We start from the raw sequence: 16,990 nt of genomic DNA on the forward strand, positions 1-16,990 counted from the left end.
TCTCGTAACTTAACTTTTTTGAAAAAAAAGATATCTACATTTATTATAACCCTGCTAATATCCTTACCTTTTATCACCAAGATAATAGAAAATAAATTAACCCCCCAGCTTAAACATCTTTTTTGGCTACTTTCTTATCTCTGGCTGGGATTTATATTTTATTTATTTTTGTCTTCGATAATCTTACTCTTCACAATTTATGTTTTAAAAAACAAGAAAATAAAAAAATATCTAAGCTATACAGTTATATTTTTTAGTCTCTCTATTACTTTTTTAGGATATCTAAACGCTCAAAAGGTAGTATATACTAAATACGACTTTACTTCCAATAAATTAAGAAAAAATTATAAACTTGTCTTTATCTCTGATGTTCATTTAGGGATTATTCCTTCTTATAATATACTTGAATTTATAAATAAAAACATAAATAAAATTAATCCAGACTTAGTAATTTTAGGTGGAGACATATTTAATGATCACCTAAGTATAGCTGAAAAAAAATTGGCTGCATTTACCTCCAATTGTAAAGCTCCAATTATAGCAATAATGGGAAATCATGAACACTATGTTGGTTTTGAAAAAAGCATGGAAATTCTCAAAAAATATAAGGTAAAAGTTCTTCTTAATAGCAATTATAAGTTAGAGGATATTAATTTGTTAGGTGTAGATGATCCTGCAGGGCACAGTGCAGGAGCAAAAATGGATTTTTTTAGGAATCTAAAAAAAATCCTTCCTCTGGTTAATCCTCAAAAATACAATATTCTACTTACTCATAGACCATGGTATTTTAAAGAATTTAGCGCTAAACATAAACTGGATCTTCAGTTGGCAGGACATACCCATAAAGGACAAATTTATCCTTTTTACCATCTGGTAAAACTGGTATATCCTTATATCTATGGCCATTACCAACAAAACGCCTCTAATTTGATTGTAAGCAGTGGTTTAGGGACCTGGGGCCCACCCTTAAAAATTTTTTCACCTGCAGAAGTGGTTATCATCAACCTAACTCCTGGCAATGCTTAGTACCTATTTAAAATTAATTTTAACCACCCTTTTTTGGGGAGGCACCTTTATTGCGGGCAGATATTTAGGCCAAAACCTAGACCCCTATTTATCTGCTTTTTTTAGATTTTTTTTAGCTACTACCTTTTTATTTTTAATTTTACCTAAAAGAAAACCCCATTTCTCACTTTCCACCTGGCTAGAAGTATTTTTTTTGGGTCTAACAGGCATATTTTTGTATAATATATTCTTTTTTAACGGTTTAAAATACATTGAAGCAGGAAGAGCTGCCCTTATTATTGGCCTAACTCCAGCTTTAATTACCATTTTTTCTTATTTTTTCTTTAAAGAAAAAGTCTTCCTTAAAAATATCTTAGGGATAGTTATCACTTTCATAGGGGAAATTTTAGTTTTAAGCAAAGGAGAGATAAAAGACCTGCTTTATTTTAAAATAGGTACAGGAGAAATATTGATTTTGCTCTGTGTCTTAAGTTGGACAGCTTACTCCTTGATTGGTAAAAACACTCTAAAAAAACATGAGCCACTTATCTTAACCAGTTATGCTTCTTTGATAGGGACAATTTTACTTTTTCCCTTTGCCTGGCAAAAACAGTTGCTCCAAAATATAAAATTTCTTACTTTAAAACAAGGTTTTAGCCTACTTTACCTGGCTGTTTTGGGCACTGGGTTGGGTTTTGTCTGGTATTATCAGGGAATAAAGAAAATAGGTGTTTTTAGAGCCGGCATATTTATCAACTTGGTCCCGGTATTTTCCCTTCTTTTAGCCTATATTTTCTTAAATGAAACTCTATCTTCCAGTACTTATCTAGGAGCAATTCTGGTGATAACAGGCATCTTTTTGACTAACTTAAAAAGATAAAATATATTAAATAAAAATTTAATCTAGGGGAAAAATTATGTCCACACCCAAAATCATCTTAACAGACAAAGAAATAACCAAAATAATAGAACGTTTGGCTTATGAAGTTTTGGAAAAAGTGGAAAATATTCATAATATAGTCATTATTGGCATCCAGAGAAGAGGAGTAGACATTGCCAGGAGAATAAAAGAAATTTTACAGGAAAAGACAAAAATTTCTATTCCCTTAGGCTCCTTGGATATAAATCTTTATAGAGATGACTGGACTCGCTTAGAAGCAGCGCCCTTTGTTAATGCCAGTAACATTCCAGTAAGTTTGGAACAACGGGAAGTAATCTTAGTCGATGATGTACTTTTTACTGGTAGAACAGTAAGATCTGCTTTAGAAGCTTTGCTGGATTTTGGCAGGCCAAACAAAATAAAATTACTAGTACTTATTGATCGAGGACATCGAGAGCTGCCTATTCATGCTGATTTTGTAGGAAAAACCATTAATACCTCTTTGAAAGAAACTGTATCTGTATTAACTAAAGAACAAGATGGTAAAGACTTAGTAATTTTAGAGGAAAAACAATGTTAAACACCTATAATTGGGTTATAGAATTATTGCTCTCCTTTATCTATGGAGGTTTAATTGGATTTGAAAGAGAGTACAGAGGAGAGCAAGCAGGCTTTAGAACTAATATTTTAGTCTGTATTGGTTCTTGTTTATTAATGAATCTGTCTTTAGAACTACCTACTATTTTTTCTCATTTAAATGTCAATTCTGTAATTCGTATGGATCCAGGTAGAATTGCTTCTTATACCATAGCTAGTATGGGTTTCTTAGGTGGTGGAGCAATTATTAAAGGAAAAAATATCATTAAAGGCCTAACCACTGCTGCAGGGTTGTGGCTGGTAACTGCCATTGGCCTAAGCATAGGAGCAGGTTTTTACTTACCAGCAACCATAACTACCCTTTTAAGTCTCTTTGTCTTATATTTTTTAAGACAAATTAGAAAAACTATTCCCAAAAGATATTCTGCCTTATTAAAAATTCAATGTAATTGCCGTTACGAAAGCTTTGAGCTTATCAAGGAAATATTAGAAAATTACCCTTTTGAAGTAGAATTTATCAACTATTCTTATTTAAAAGATAAAAATATAATGAATTATAAAATATTTATCTCATCCCATAAAAAAATAAAACCCAAAAATCTAATAGACGAACTCTTAAGCATTCCTTCTTTAACTTATATCTCCTGGACTGAAGGGGTAACTGTACGCTAATAAAGGCCTTCTTTAATAGAAGGCCTTATATTCTGGCCTTAAATCAACCCTTTTGCTTTTAATATCTGAGTAAGCTTTTCTTTATTTGGAGTTTGCATTTCCACTAGAGGTAAACGTAATTCTAAATTAATTCGTCCCATCAAACTCAAGGCTGTTTTTACTGGTATGGGATTGGTTTCCATAAACATGGCTCTAGCAATAGATAAAAGATTAATCTGAATCTCTTTTGCTTTTTCTAAGTTACCCTTAAAAAACTCAGTACAAAGTTCATGAGTCAGTTTGGGCACAATATTGGAAATAACAGAAATAACTCCTCTTCCACCAACAGAAAGTAAAGGTAATATGGTAAAATCATCTCCTGACAAAAGAATAAAATCCTTTCCACAAAGCTCGTAAATCTCAGCTACCTGTCTCAAATTACCACTGGCTTCTTTAATCCCAATTACTGCATCGACTTCTGTATATAATCTTTTAGCTAACTCTGGAGTCACATTTAATCCAGTTCTAGAAGGTACATTATAAACTATTATCGGAATAGACACTTCCCTAGCAATGGTTTTATAGTGAGCAACTAAACCATCAGGAGTTGGCTTGTTGTAATAAGGTGTGATAAGTAATACGGCATCAGCGCCTGCACTTTTGGCAAATTGAGTAAGTTCAATAGCCTCTTTAGTGGAGTTTGATCCAGCTCCAGCAATAACAGGTACTCTACCTTTCACTTGCTCTACACAAATTTTAATAACTCGTTTATGCTCTTCATGGCTAAGGGTAGCAGATTCTCCTGTAGTACCGCAGGGAACTACTCCATCTATACCTTCTTCTATTTGCCATTCAATATGTTTCCTATAAGCCTCTTCATCTATTTGACCATTTTTAAAGGGAGTAACCAGTGCAGTAATTGCTCCTTGAATATTCATTATTTCCTCCTTATTTAGCTAGTCAAAATTTGCTTATTTAAATACCCTTTATAAACCAAAACTGCCTTTCCCTGTAAAAATAAATTTTCCCCTTCTATAGAAATGATCAACTTTTCCTGACCACTGGTAGTTAATTCCACTGTAGAATCCACCAAACCCAGGTTAAAAGCCACATAAGCTGTAGCTGCTGCTCCAGTCCCACAGGCATAAGTTTCAGCTTCCACGCCCCTTTCATAAGTTCTAAGTAAAATCTTTTTTCTATCCACTACCTGGGCAAAGTTTACATTAGTACCTGCAGGTTGGAAATGAGAATGAAAACGAATTGTACGTCCCAAATTAGCTACTTCGGTAGTTTGCACATCTTCTCTAAAAACTACACAGTGCGGCACTCCAGTATTTACAAAATGAACTTCCAAATTTTTATTTTCTAAATCTAAGAGAATATTTAATTGTAAATCCTTAGGCGGAGTCAACTGGACCTTAACTTCATCTTCACCAATTACCTGGGCTTTAATTAAACCTGCGTCAGTTAAAAATATATGTTCTTTGGGAGCTAAACCTAACTTTACTGCCAGCCAGGCTGCACACCTAGAACCATTGCCGCACATCTCTGCTCTGGAGCCATCAGCATTAAAAAAGTGCCATTTATAACTGGCCCCAGAGTCCTCTTCTGGTTCTAAAAAAATAAGACCGTCCGCTCCTATCCCAAACCCTCGAGCACAAAGTTTTTTAGCCCATGCTTCCATCTCCTGCTCTGCCACTTTTACCTGGCGCAAATCAAATAAAACAAAATCATTGCCACTTCCGTGCATCTTATAAAAGACAAGATTTTCTTCTATCATCTAAACTCCTTTTCAATAAAATTGCTTACTTCAGGATCAGGATAAATTTTATTTCCTAGCCAGTGAGTTTTCCAAAAAAAATTCTCCTTGTAAAGCCACTTATTTTGTTGTTTATATTTTTTGTAATCAGTAATATCAATTTGGAATACAGCCTTACCCTTTGAATAAGGACGAACCCACAGGGTGCGCCCTTGGTTTACTACTTTACCTTCTATAGCTCGTCCTGGCCCACTACCCAAAAAAACAGGGATATTAGGTTTATAATATTGTAAATAATAATCTTCCCAATATTCACCCCAAGAAGAAATAGCTATTAGTGGCAAAAAAGGATATTTATTTACAATTTTCTTTACAACCTGTTCTACTTGTTCAGAGAAGTAAGCTAAATCTTTTTTACCTTCAATAAAAGGTAAAACTAAGATTACCAATTTATTATCTAAAAGATAAAAATCTATCTCATTATCCACAGTTTTCCAAAAAGAAGGTATGCTTATTCCTTTAGCTAAAAACAGCTGTTTTTCTTTTTTACTTAATACTCCAAAGTTATACTGAAACTTAGAATAAATATTTACAAGGTGATTAAGATTGCTGTTAGAAGAATCTAGAGGATCTATAAATTCAAAAGGACCAAACAAAAAAAGGCTATTTTCTTTTGCAATTTGCTTGAAAAAGGTTTTTCTCCTGGCCAGACCGCCAAAACTTCTTCCTCCTCAGGAAGGACAGGGTTTTATTTCTCCATAACTATTGGCCGTATAATAAATAGTTAGAGAAGAAGAAAAAAGATTTTTCTCTCCTCCCAAAAATAAAATTAAAAAAAATAGGAAAAAAACCCCCTTTTTAAAGCAGGTAAGCATCTTAGCTATTTAAATAGTCTTTTAAGTCCTTTCCTACTTTAAAAAAGGGAAGTTTTTTAGGTTTTACTTCTACTTTTTCTCCTGTCTTGGGGTTTCTTCCTACATAACCTTCGTACTCCTTAATTTTAAAACTACCAAACCCCCTAATTTCTACTCTCCGTCCTTCTTTAAGGGCTTCTTTCATAGAGTTAAAAAAAATATTAACGATATCACTGGCTTCTTCAGGAGACAGATCTTTTTCCTCTGCCAGCTTTTGAATAAGATCACTTTTATTCATCCACTCTCTCCTTTTTGAAAATTATTACCCTTTCTAACCTAAAAGTGAAAATAAAATCAAGTCTCTTTTCTTTTATTTAGACCTTCTACCAGGCTTAAACCTCTTTTTATGGAATTGCTACTTTCTATTAGACGCAGGAGTTTTTTCCCTATCTTTAAAATATCTAAAGCAGCCTGGCTATCAGGGTAAAGCTTTTGAAAAGGTTTTTGCTCTCTAATAGCTTTACTTACCTTTTCATCATAATGAATACACCCAAGATAAAATAAAGACACACCCAAAAAATTTTCACAAGCAGTATTTAAACGCTGAAAAGATAGTTTAGCCTCTTGCTCAGAATTGACCGAATTTACCACGATGAAAAAATTTTTAAGTCCATAATTATTTTTCAAGATTTTAATGACAGCATAACTATCCGTAAGGGAAGTGGGCTCAGGCGTAATCACTATTATACGTAAAGGAGTAGAAGAAGCAAAAGCCAAAGTACTAGCACCTATTCCTGCTCCCAAATCTAAGAGAATAAAATCATAGGTACTAAGTAAGGGTTGCAATTTTTCTTCTACCATAAACTGAATATCTTCTTCCAGATCCAAAATATCCAAAACACCAGAGGTAGAAGCAATGATATCCAACCTTTCTTCTACAGGAATTAAAATTTCTTCTGGTTTAGAATCTCCCAGCAGTACATCCTGAATATTTTTTCTTGGCTCTAATCCCAAAAGAATATTTAAGTTAGCCAATCCCAGGTCACAATCCAAAATCACTACCTTTTGCTCCAAACTTTGCAAAACATAGCCTAAATTTAAGGCAATATTGGTTTTACCTACGCCACCTTTTCCACTTAATATTGAAATCCCTATATTTTTACTCATAACTAGCTCTTATATAGAAAATTTTTTTCTTCTTCCCCAACTAAAGTAGAAGACAACTCTTGTTTTTTAATCCAAACAGAAATGTAAAATCTATCTTTACCTTCTCTTTTTGACTTATATAAATTATTATCTGCAATTTTAAATAATTCTTCTTTAGTGACTTTACCTCTTCCTAAATAAACTGCTCCTCCACAGGACAAGGTTATATTTATATATCTATCATTTACACATATTTTTTTAGCTCTAATATTATCTAAAACTCTTTTAGCTATAATACTTGTTTGCTTATATCCACTTCCTTTTAAAATAATAGCAAATTCTTCCCCACCAATTCTACAAGCATAATCATTTGACCTTATACTTTCCTTTAAAGCTAAAGCCACTTCTTTTAACGCTATATCTCCTACATCATGCCCATAATTATCATTAATTAATTTAAATTTATCAATATCAAATAAAAGTAAAGATAAAGGAAGTGAAAATTTTATTGCATCATCCAATTCTCTACTCAAAGTTTTCTCAAAAAACAAACGATTATAAAGAGTAGTAAGATAATCAGTATCTCTAGATTTAGATAAAGATTGTATTAATTCAAAAATACTTAGAGATAAACTATATTTATTTTTTGTTAACTTCAAGTACTTCCAATTATATTTATTAAAATTGGAATTTTTTAACAGGCTATCTACTTCCTCTATTTTATCCAATAAAGTATAAACTAGATACTTATCTGAGTTTAAATTATCTTCTCTTATTATTCTCTTCTCCAGAGAATAAATTTCTTGATATAATTTATCTAAATATTCTTTATGCATTTATATTAAAATGAATTAAATATTCTTTTATAAAATTATCTAAGTTACCATCTAAAACATCTTCAACATTTGTATGTTCATATCCTGTCCTATGGTCTTTTACCAGTTTATAAGGATGTAAAGTATAGGTTCTAATTTGATTCCCGAAAGATATTTGGCCCTTAGAATTATACTCTACTTGTTTTTTTTCTCTTTTCTTATCCAGCTCCAACTGTAAAAGCTTTGCCTTTAATATTTTTAAAGCAATTTCTTTATTTTTAAATTGAGACCTTTCATTCTGACATTGAACTACAATACCTGTAGGTTTGTGTACAACTCTAATTGCTGAACTGGTTTTATTCACATGTTGTCCTCCAGGCCCACCAGCCCTGAAAGCTTCTATTTCTAAATCCTCTTCTCTAAGGTCTATCTCTATCTCCTCACTTTCTTGCGGATAAACATCTACAGAAGCAAAAGAAGTATGCCTCCTTCCAGAAGAGTCAAAAGGAGAAATTCTGATTAAGCGATGCGTACCTTTTTCTCCCTTTAAAAAACCATAACTATAAAGACCTTTAATTAGTAAGGTAACACTTTTGATTCCAGCTTCATCACTGCCTAAATAATCTAAGTACTCCACTTGAAAGGAATGTCTTTCTGCCCACCGAAGATACATTCTAAGGAGCATACCTGCCCAATCCTGGGCGTCTATTCCTCCTGCTCCTGGATGAATTTCTAAAATGGCAGAAGACTTATCTTCCTCTTCTGCCAAGAGCAATTCCATTTCTAATAGGTCTAATTCTGCTTTTAGCGAATTTAACTGCTCTTCAATTTCCTTAAAGTTTTCTTCTGAAACCCCTTCTTCTTCAAATAACTCTATCCAGACTAAAACATCTTCTTTTTTATTCTGAATATCCCTGCACTTATGAACCAAATTCTCCAAACTTCTCTTTTGCTTTAAAATAGGAGTAAGCGTTTCGTGCTCCTCCCAAATAGAAGGAGAGCTTAGTTTTTTTTCTATAGATGCAAGTTCTTCCTCTTTTTTTTCTAACTCAAAGACGCCTCCATAAATTATTTAATCTAGCAATAATATCAGCAGATTTTGTTTTTATTTCATTTAAATCAAGCATTAAACCTTCTCCTCCCAAAAAATAAACAAAAGAAAACAATTAAAATAACAAAAGGTAAATTATAAAAGTAGTAAAAATATTTATTAAAAAAAGTCTTTTCTTTTATAAAAGGGACTTTTTCTGAAATAGCTCCACTGGTAAAAAGCCCAATCTTTTTAGTTATTTTTCCTTTTGGAGAAATAAAAGCACTTATGCCACTATTAGTACACCTAACTACAGCCCTGTTTTGTTCAACAGCTCTTAAAACACTTAAATAAAGATGTTGATAAGGTCCAGAAGTATTACCAAACCAGGCATCATTAGAAATATTAACAATAACTTCAGCTCCCTTTCCAATCCTTTCTTCTACAAGAGAAGAAAAAATAATCTCATAACAAATTAAAATACCCACTTGGGAATTTTGAAAAACAAGAGGAGCTGTTCTTTCTCCTGGTGCAAAGTCTCCCACACCGTCATAAAAAAAACTAAACCAGGATGATAAAAAAGTAAAGGGCAAGTACTCTCCAAAGGGTACAAGCTTTTGTTTTTCATAATAATCCAAAATAGTTCCCTTAGGGGATAAAAGATAAGCTCTGTTATATAAATAGTATTTTTTTAGATCTACAAATCTATACCCTGGAGCACCTACAACTAAAAACACATTTTCTTGTTTAACAAAACTCTTTACCCTGGATGATAACTCATTTACTTCTTGCAAATAAAAGGGTAAAGCTGTTTCTGGCCAGACAATTAAATCAATTTTTCTTAAATCATCATCTCTTGACAGCTTAACATATTTATCAATTGTTTCTAATTGATATTTTTTATCCCATTTTTTATCTTGTTCTATATTTCCTTGGACCATTTTTATATATTTTGTGTTTTTAAAATTATTTGGCAAATTAAACAAGTAAAAATTTACAAAAATAAAAGCTAAAAAACATAAACAAGCTATAAATTTATGATATATTTTATCACTTAAAGACAAAATAGATAAAAATATAATTAAAAAAGATATGCCTTTACTTCCTGTATATTTTATTATTTGAATAAAAAAAGGATAAGGAGAAAAGCATAAAGCTAATTCTGGCCAAGAAAACCCAGAAAATAAAAACTCCCTTATTATTTCTAAAGACATCCAGAATAAGGGAGCTATTAGACTTAAAAACAAAATATTTATTTCTTTAAAAAAAAATTTTAAGAATAAAAAGTAAAAGAAAGGATATAAGGCTAAGTATAAACCAAGAAAAAAAGGAAAAATTAAAGAAATTAAAAAAGGGATATTACCATAAACATAACAAGGATAATATATCCAGTATAATAAAGTAGAATAAGCAAAAGCTAAAGATAAGTATATTTCTTTATTACATATTTTTTTTTTTAAGGCGTAATAATTTAAAAACAAAAAAAATAAAATTATAAAAGGAGGAAAGTTAAAATAATTATTAGGATAGGCAAAGTAAAACAGGATAGAAAAAAGGACTGTCAATTTAAAAAGCAATAGCCAGTCCAATTTATTTTTCGGGTAAAAAATAAAGTTTAACCCAGTGAACATGTTTTAAATCTGCTTCTTCAATAATCATTTTAAAATTTTCTTCCACCACCTCTTCTCCCTTTTGGGGAACCCTACCTAATTTTTCACATAAATACCCACTTAATGTATCTACTTGTTCAGAAACTAACTTTATCCCCAACTCTTCCTCAATCTCTTCCAAATACACTCTTCCTGAGAGAAGATAACCACCATCCTCCAGGGTGACAATCTCTTTTGGACGAGGACGATCATACTCATCTTCTATTTCACCTACAATTTCTTCTAAAATGTCTTCCATAGTAACTAAACCAGAAGTACCTCCATATTCATCCAAAACAATTGCCATATGAATTTTTTTGGATTTAAGCTCCAATAATAATTCTCTTACTTTCTTAGTTTCAGGGACAAAGTAAGGTTTACGCATTATAGATTGTAATTTTTTATCCTCATCATCTAAATAATAACATTTTAATAAGTCTTTAGCGTGAATTATACCTATAATTTGATCTTTATTATCTTTAAAGACAGGAATCCTAGAATGTCCTTTTTCTATTATTAATTTAACAACATCATCTATATCACTTTCAACATCTGCGCAAACCATATCAGTTCTAGGAACCATAATTTCATCTACTTGAATCTCTGCAAGTTTTAACACATTCAAGAGCATCTGATATTCATCATTCTTTAAAATACCATTTTCTCTTGCTTCACTTAAAAGTTCTTGCAGAGAAGAATTATCTTTAGATGAGAAAAAATTTTTTATCCAATCCCAAAATTTAATCTCACCAGAGTCTTCCAATTTATCCTCCTATCCAGTTAAATTAATCCCTTTTCCCTATAAATCTCTAAATAAGTTTTAAAAAGCCAATTACCTAAATCTTCACTGCCTCGATTAATATCCAAATCTTTCCAGTTTAAAATATTCTTTTGCTGCTCTTTATCCCAAATTAAATTGCCCACTGCCACAAATTGTAACCCCCAATAATAGTATTCTTCCTTTCCTTCTGGATAATAGTTTTTCAGTCTACAAATAAAATAAAAAAAATCGTTCTTTAACTCCTTAGGATAATTTATTTTTAAATAAAAAAAGAGATATTCATTTTCTCGCTTAAAATCAACAGTATTATGTATCAGATCCTTTCTAATACCAAGTTTAACTCCACCACTAGAAATATCTTTCAATAAAAGCCCTTTCTCCTTTTCATTATAAATCCCAATAGGCTTAGACCAGGTAAGCGGATCTTTAGAAAATCCAGAGTACCTATCTAACTTAGCTGTCCAAATTTTGATTTCTTTGATATATTTAGAAGGTAAAGATATTCGTAAAAATTTTCTTTTCTGTCCTAAATCTAATTTAAAGGGGAACTTAACTTTAAGAATATACACTCCTCTATCTAAATAAAAATCTTCTACTTGAGTTGAAAAGTTATAATATATAGAAGAAAGCTTATCTTTTCCTATTTTAAAAAAACACTTTATTTTTCTTTTAAACCAAATATTACTTATTTTTAAATAACTAGGTAACTCTAAGTATAAATAATCATTATCAAAGTCAATTAATGTACAATAAAAAGTTGACTTTGTTTTTCCAACTCGAACATCAAAACGGCTCCGTTGTAAAAGAGCCATATTAAATACATCCTTTAAAATATCTTTATCAAAAACAGAGCCATAGTCATTTTCTCTCTTCTTTAGAAAATAATTAACAGTAAAATGAACTAAAATTAAGATAGGTATTATGAATAGAAAAAATAAAAAAAAGTAGTAAATATATTGGATTAGTTCTTCACTAACACCCGTAGCTGCAAAAGACTTTCTGAGCTGACTTAAGATAAAATTATTGGATAAACTATAAATTGTCATCAAACTCACAATGCTCTAGCGCGCTGGTAAGCACTTTAATATGTAAATCAGCTTCAGGAGTATCAAGTATGTGCTTGGCTAACTTCCAATCTTCGATCAAAAACAATACCCAACCGTATTGCTTATCCACAGCAAAAGCCAGGTTGAGAAAATTTTTCTTCACCTTCTTATTCTCTGCAACAGTAATAGCCTTTCTCGCATAAACAGAACGATAAAGAGGATTTTTTTCTTTTTTTAGTAAATTGAGTAAAGAACTAGTATCTTTCTGATGCAACAATTTAGAATATAAAGCATCCTTTTCAGACTTATTTTGAATAAAAGGATTAAACTCTACGGCTTTAGTATACAAGTAATTAATTTCTTTTCCCAAATATTTTTCTAACTTGTATAAATTAAAATAATTATTTCCAATCTCATCCAGTTTATCAAATCTAGCAAAAATATTATTAGATTTATAAAAGTAATATTTAGCTTTACACTTTTCTCCTTTTAAAAAATGTTTAATAAACTTAGCTTGGTAGTCATAACCCAGATCAATTCCCGGTTTAATCAGATAAGGGTCTTTTTTGCTCCCCAAGGAACAGGAAAGTAAAAAAATACTTAAAGTAAAAATAATAAATTTTCTCATGGATTTGGTACTTCCAAAGTTTTTGAAGATTTTTCAGGTTCTTTAAAAGGCCATTTGTCTTTAAGATTTTCTAAAAGATCATTACCCACCTTTAAAGTATATTCCGCTTCCATCTTTAATAAATATACATCCTGGGTAGCTTTTTTTAACTCCTTGCTTACATCTTGAATATTTTTTAGAATTGGATCTATATCTTTCTTCATGGACCTGAGATCATTGACAAATCCCTTAACATCCTTGGTAATATTTAAAAATTCTTTTTCTATAGGTTCTAAATCTTCAATACGAGAAGTAGCATTAGTTATAAATCTGGTTAAATTTAGAGTGAGCTCATCGGTATGAGTAAGTAATTTATCAATTTTTTCTACAGGTTTTTTATCTTCTGTTAAATAGTATAATAAACCTCTATTTTGTAACATCTTATCTGTAAGTTGTTCTAGATTAGTAATAGTTCTTTGCATGCTCCCTTTTTTATCTAAAAATTGATCTGTTATTTTTCTAATATTAGCTACAATCACTTTTAAATCTTCTACTACAGGTTGAGCTTCTATTAAAAGTTCCTTAAGCCCAGCAACTTTTGTTAATTTTACTACCGACCCGGGAGGAACAATAGGACTATTTTCACTTCCAGGAATAATCTTTAAATAAGGATTACCTATTAATCCTTCTTGATCTAAAATAATTTTTGTATCCTCTCTAAACCACTTCTTGTAGCGATCTAAAACCTTAATTTTTATTTTAACATAATCGATATTGTCCAGAAACAATTTATCTACTTCTCCAATTTTAAATCCAGATAATTTAATAGGCATCCCTCTTTCTATACTATCTCCTGACTTACTGATAACATAATAAGTAACTCTTTTAGAAAAAATATCTTTTTTAATGCCAAAATACACCAGAAAAGCAACCAAAAATATCAAAAACAAAAATAAAAAGAAACCAACTTTATATTCGTATTCCTTCATCTTTTTGTCGAAAAACATCTACAACTCTACCTGTTCAAAGTTAAATTTATAAAACTTTGGAGCCTCTTTTGCTGTAACCAAAATCCATAAAAATCTACTTATGTTAAGTTTTTTTAAAAATTTTATCACCAGTTCTATCTCTGATACTTGGGGATATTGAAAAAAAACAACCTCAGATTCCGTACAAAGAGCCCTTAAAAACATGGCTCGAAAAATTTCTTCTGAACCAAGTTTTTCCTTCCTTAACCACATTATTTTTTCCAGATCAAGCTCTTTAAGCCAAGGATAAAATTTTTCACAACACTGCCTTAAAGAAAGATTTCTCTTATACATCAAAGGCAAAAAAATATTTTCAACTATTTCCAGATTAGAAAGCAAAGGAAATTTAGCACTAACAACCCCAACACTACCACCACTTAAGGAAAAAAAGTTACTAACTATATCCTCTTTTTTCTCATCCTGTAACACTATTAAAGTATTTTTTTTATTCTTTAATAATCTATATAATTCATTAATCATAGCAAATTAAATAAAATATCTATAATAATAATTCCTAATAAAATAGACATCATACCATCTATTAAATTTATTGGTACTTCAGTAATTGAAGACTTTACAGTAATACCTTTTTGTATAGAAACTAAAGACAATAAAAAACTCAATAAAATCGATTTAGAAAAAACAATAACAAAGTCTTTTAAGCTGAGATAATCTATTATTAAATTTATATAATTTTCATAATTTATACCATATAAAAAGCCTAACATTAAATATCCACCAATTAAACTGACAAATATGAAAAAAAAATTCAAAAAAGGAAAGCTAATCAAAAAAGCTAAGACTCGTGGCAAATAAATATACTCCTTTATAGGTATACCCAAAATAGCTAAAGAATCCAGTTCTCCATTAAGTTTCATTAAAGAAATCTCAGATATTACAGCTGTTGAAGACCTTATTAAGATAATCAAGGACACAACAATAGGAGCAAGTTCATAAAAAACAGAAATTACTATAAATTCACCTATCCTATCATAGCTATTTAAATTTATAAGTATTTTTAAAATATAATTTACAACTATCCCCCCGAGAATAAGAGCAGAAACAAACATCGGGAAAATACTCTGCACAGCAGTAAAGTAAATTTGTCTGATAAAAACTCTAAAAATAGCTTTATTAAAAATTTTAAAATTAAAAATAGAAGTAAATATAGAAAATAGAATGTTTAAGGCGTGAAAATAGGTAAAAAATTTATTTAAGAATACTCTACCTAAAAAAAGAATAAATCTGTTAAACATTTATTTTGATATCTTTTTTAAATAAATTTCCAAACATTGTAAAGCTGCTGGAGTCACCCCCGAGATCCGACTTGCTTGCCCTAAATTTATAGGTCTAATTTTATCTAATTTTTCCATTACTTCTCTAGAAAGTCCTGGAACCTGGGTATAGTCTAGACCTTCTGGCAATTTTATCTTTTCTAAATTTTTAAAAGAACGCACCAATTCCTCTTGTCTTTGCAGGTAGCCTTCGTATTTAACTAAAATTTCCACTTCCTTGCGAATATCTTTAGCAAAATCCATAATTTTTGGCCAGAAAATTTTTAAATCTTCTATCTCTATCTGAGGTTGCCTTAAAATGTGTGCCAGGCTTACCTTTTTTTTGGGTAAAGAAGCACCAATCTCTTCTAACTGTAAACAAGTGGTCTTATCCGGTCTTATTTCTATAGCAAACAATCCATCCTTTAATTCTTCTAACTTACTTATTTTATCTGTGTATAGTTGCCACTGTTCATCTCCCACCAATCCCAGCTTACGGCCAACAGGAGTTAAGCGCTGGTCTGCATTATCTTCTCTTAAAAGAAGTCTATGTTCAGCCCTGGAAGTAAACATTCGATAAGGCTCCTCAGTACCTTTGGTAACTAAATCATCTATTAAAACAGCCATATAGGCCTGACTGCGCTCTAAAACAAAAGGTTCTAATTTTTCTAACTTACAAAAGACATTTAAGGCAGCCCAAAGTCCTTGAGCGGCAGCTTCTTCATAGCCAGAAGTTCCATTAATCTGACCCGCACAAAAAAGTCCTCTAACCTTTTTGCTTTCTAAAGTGGGCTTTAACTGAGTGGGATAGACAAAATCATATTCTATCCCATAACCAGGTCTCACAATTACAGCCCGTTCCAGTCCAGGAATGGTCTTTAACATCTCCTTTTGGATATCCAAAGGCAGGCTAGTGGAAATACCATTGGGATAAACTTCAGGACTATCCAAACCTTCAGGCTCTACAAAGATTTGATGCCTTTCTTTATCTGGAAACCTGGCAACCTTATCCTCTATAGAGGGACAATAACGAGCCCCTACACCTTTAATTATTCCCTGAAAAAGGGGAGAGCGCTCAAACCCTTTTTTTATAACTGCATGAGTGTTTAAGTTGGTATAGGTAATGTAGCAAGGAAGCTGGGGTAAATAAGGCCCCTTAGAAAAACAGCTAAAAGGCCTGATATCCTTATCCCCCTCCTGAACCTCCATTTGTTCAAAATCAATACTATCTTTTAATAATCTGGGAACAGTTCCTGTTTTTAATCGTCCCAGTTCAATTCCCAACCTTTTCAGAGATAAGGAAAGACCTTTACTGGCAGGATCGCCAAAACGCCCACCTGAATAATTTTTAAGTCCAACATGAATAAGACCCTGTAAAAAGGTTCCTGTGGTAAGAAGGACATTTCTAGCCAAAATAGTTTCTTCCAGTAAAGTGCGAACTCCTCTTACTTCATCTCCTTCAACCAAAATCTCTTCCACTACCCCTTCTCTTACCCAGAGATTTTTTTGGGAAAAGATATCCCTTTGTACCACATTTAAATATACTTTACGATCAATTTGGGTTCTAGTGGAGCGAACAGCAGGTCCTTTCCTGGTATTTAAAGTACGAAACTGAATGGCAGCCTTATCTGCCCATATTCCCATCATGCCGCCCAGGGCATCAATTTCTCTTACCATATGCCCCTTGGCCAAACCACCAATGGCAGGATTACAGGAAAGATGACCTATACGGTCAATATTTAAAGTCAACAAAAGGGTCTTAAGCCCAAGTTTACTGGCAGCCATAGCTGCTTCACATCCAGCATGACCTCCACCTACTACTATAAGGTCAAAAACTTCTGGAAAGGGTTCTTTGTAAGGAGACATAT

The 16,990-nt window shown here is 31.6% G+C and carries 19 protein-coding genes; 4 read left to right on the forward strand and 15 right to left on the reverse strand.

Annotated elements, in window-relative coordinates; genetic code table 11:
- Positions 1-18: 18 nt before the first annotated feature.
- Genes ACTCIM_RS01590 through ACTCIM_RS01605 form a run of 4 tightly spaced genes read left to right on the forward strand, consistent with a single transcriptional unit; the run spans position 19 to position 3,154 of the window.
- Positions 19-1,026: a metallophosphoesterase gene (locus ACTCIM_RS01590; protein ID WP_472313466.1), complete on the forward strand. Its 1,008-nt coding sequence runs from the start codon at positions 19-21 to the stop codon at positions 1,024-1,026.
- Entirely contained in the window at positions 1,019-1,885 is an 867-nt protein-coding gene (locus ACTCIM_RS01595) for a DMT family transporter (RefSeq protein WP_472313468.1), read from the forward strand. Before ACTCIM_RS01590 ends, ACTCIM_RS01595 begins: the two co-directional genes overlap by 8 nt.
- 37 nt (positions 1,886-1,922) lie before the next feature.
- Complete coding sequence (gene pyrR, locus ACTCIM_RS01600; protein WP_472313470.1) at positions 1,923-2,465, forward strand: bifunctional pyr operon transcriptional regulator/uracil phosphoribosyltransferase PyrR; 543 nt, start codon at positions 1,923-1,925, stop codon at positions 2,463-2,465.
- Positions 2,459-3,154, forward strand: coding sequence for an MgtC/SapB family protein (locus ACTCIM_RS01605; protein WP_472313472.1), 696 nt, complete (start codon positions 2,459-2,461; stop codon positions 3,152-3,154). Before pyrR ends, ACTCIM_RS01605 begins: the two co-directional genes overlap by 7 nt.
- Positions 3,155-3,192: 38 nt before the next feature.
- Here the strand turns inward: ACTCIM_RS01605 and dapA are convergent, their stop codons facing one another.
- The 15 genes from dapA to mnmG form a co-directional block, all read right to left on the reverse strand.
- Complete coding sequence (dapA, locus tag ACTCIM_RS01610) at positions 3,193-4,071, reverse strand: 4-hydroxy-tetrahydrodipicolinate synthase (RefSeq protein ID WP_029968970.1); 879 nt, start codon at positions 4,069-4,071, stop codon at positions 3,193-3,195.
- A gap of 14 nt (positions 4,072-4,085) precedes the next feature.
- Positions 4,086-4,913: a diaminopimelate epimerase gene (gene dapF / locus ACTCIM_RS01615; RefSeq protein WP_029968968.1), complete on the reverse strand. Its 828-nt coding sequence runs from the start codon at positions 4,911-4,913 to the stop codon at positions 4,086-4,088.
- Positions 4,910-5,767 carry a UshA-like (seleno)protein family 2 gene (locus tag ACTCIM_RS01620; protein ID WP_420705149.1) on the reverse strand — a complete coding sequence of 286 codons (858 nt, stop codon included), beginning with the start codon at positions 5,765-5,767 and terminating at the stop codon, positions 4,910-4,912. Before ACTCIM_RS01620 ends, dapF begins: the two co-directional genes overlap by 4 nt.
- Before the next feature lies 1 nt (position 5,768).
- Positions 5,769-6,044, reverse strand: coding sequence for an HU family DNA-binding protein (locus tag ACTCIM_RS01625; RefSeq protein WP_464279947.1), 276 nt, complete (start codon positions 6,042-6,044; stop codon positions 5,769-5,771).
- Between the two features lie 56 nt (positions 6,045-6,100).
- The gene (locus ACTCIM_RS01630) at positions 6,101-6,913 is read right to left on the reverse strand and encodes a MinD/ParA family protein (RefSeq protein WP_464279948.1); all 813 of its coding nucleotides are present in this window, start codon (positions 6,911-6,913) and stop codon (positions 6,101-6,103) included.
- Positions 6,914-6,915: 2 nt separating this feature from the next.
- Complete coding sequence (locus ACTCIM_RS01635) at positions 6,916-7,728, reverse strand: GGDEF domain-containing protein (RefSeq protein WP_464279949.1); 813 nt, start codon at positions 7,726-7,728, stop codon at positions 6,916-6,918.
- Positions 7,721-8,834 (reverse strand): peptide chain release factor 2 gene (gene prfB, locus ACTCIM_RS01640; protein ID WP_472313475.1). Its coding sequence is split into 2 segments (ribosomal slippage): positions 7,721-8,758 and positions 8,760-8,834, totalling 1,113 coding nucleotides; the frame shifts between segments, so codons are not numbered across the junction. Before prfB ends, ACTCIM_RS01635 begins: the two co-directional genes overlap by 8 nt.
- Positions 8,827-10,368 (reverse strand): apolipoprotein N-acyltransferase, encoded by a 1,542-nt coding sequence (gene lnt, locus ACTCIM_RS01645; protein WP_464279950.1) that lies wholly within the window; start codon positions 10,366-10,368, stop codon positions 8,827-8,829. Before lnt ends, prfB begins: the two co-directional genes overlap by 8 nt.
- Entirely contained in the window at positions 10,328-11,149 is an 822-nt protein-coding gene (locus ACTCIM_RS01650; RefSeq protein WP_464279951.1) for a hemolysin family protein, read from the reverse strand. The genes lnt and ACTCIM_RS01650 overlap by 41 nt, the downstream gene beginning before the upstream one ends.
- A gap of 17 nt (positions 11,150-11,166) precedes the next feature.
- The gene (locus ACTCIM_RS01655) at positions 11,167-12,213 is read right to left on the reverse strand and encodes a PilZ domain-containing protein (RefSeq protein WP_472313478.1); all 1,047 of its coding nucleotides are present in this window, start codon (positions 12,211-12,213) and stop codon (positions 11,167-11,169) included.
- Positions 12,200-12,841, reverse strand: a complete 642-nt coding sequence (locus ACTCIM_RS01660; RefSeq protein WP_472313480.1) for a hypothetical protein — start codon at positions 12,839-12,841, stop codon at positions 12,200-12,202. The genes ACTCIM_RS01655 and ACTCIM_RS01660 overlap by 14 nt, the downstream gene beginning before the upstream one ends.
- Positions 12,838-13,740 (reverse strand): MlaD family protein, encoded by a 903-nt coding sequence (locus ACTCIM_RS01665; RefSeq protein WP_472313483.1) that lies wholly within the window; start codon positions 13,738-13,740, stop codon positions 12,838-12,840. The genes ACTCIM_RS01660 and ACTCIM_RS01665 overlap by 4 nt, the downstream gene beginning before the upstream one ends.
- A gap of 87 nt (positions 13,741-13,827) precedes the next feature.
- Positions 13,828-14,328, reverse strand: a complete 501-nt coding sequence (locus ACTCIM_RS01670; RefSeq protein ID WP_472313486.1) for a hypothetical protein — start codon at positions 14,326-14,328, stop codon at positions 13,828-13,830.
- The gene (locus ACTCIM_RS01675; RefSeq protein ID WP_472313488.1) at positions 14,325-15,104 is read right to left on the reverse strand and encodes an MlaE family ABC transporter permease; all 780 of its coding nucleotides are present in this window, start codon (positions 15,102-15,104) and stop codon (positions 14,325-14,327) included. The genes ACTCIM_RS01670 and ACTCIM_RS01675 overlap by 4 nt, the downstream gene beginning before the upstream one ends.
- Entirely contained in the window at positions 15,105-16,988 is a 1,884-nt protein-coding gene (gene mnmG, locus ACTCIM_RS01680) for a tRNA uridine-5-carboxymethylaminomethyl(34) synthesis enzyme MnmG (protein WP_472313490.1), read from the reverse strand.
- Positions 16,989-16,990: the final 2 nt, after the last annotated feature.

This window comes from Desulfonauticus sp. (assembly GCF_055126295.1).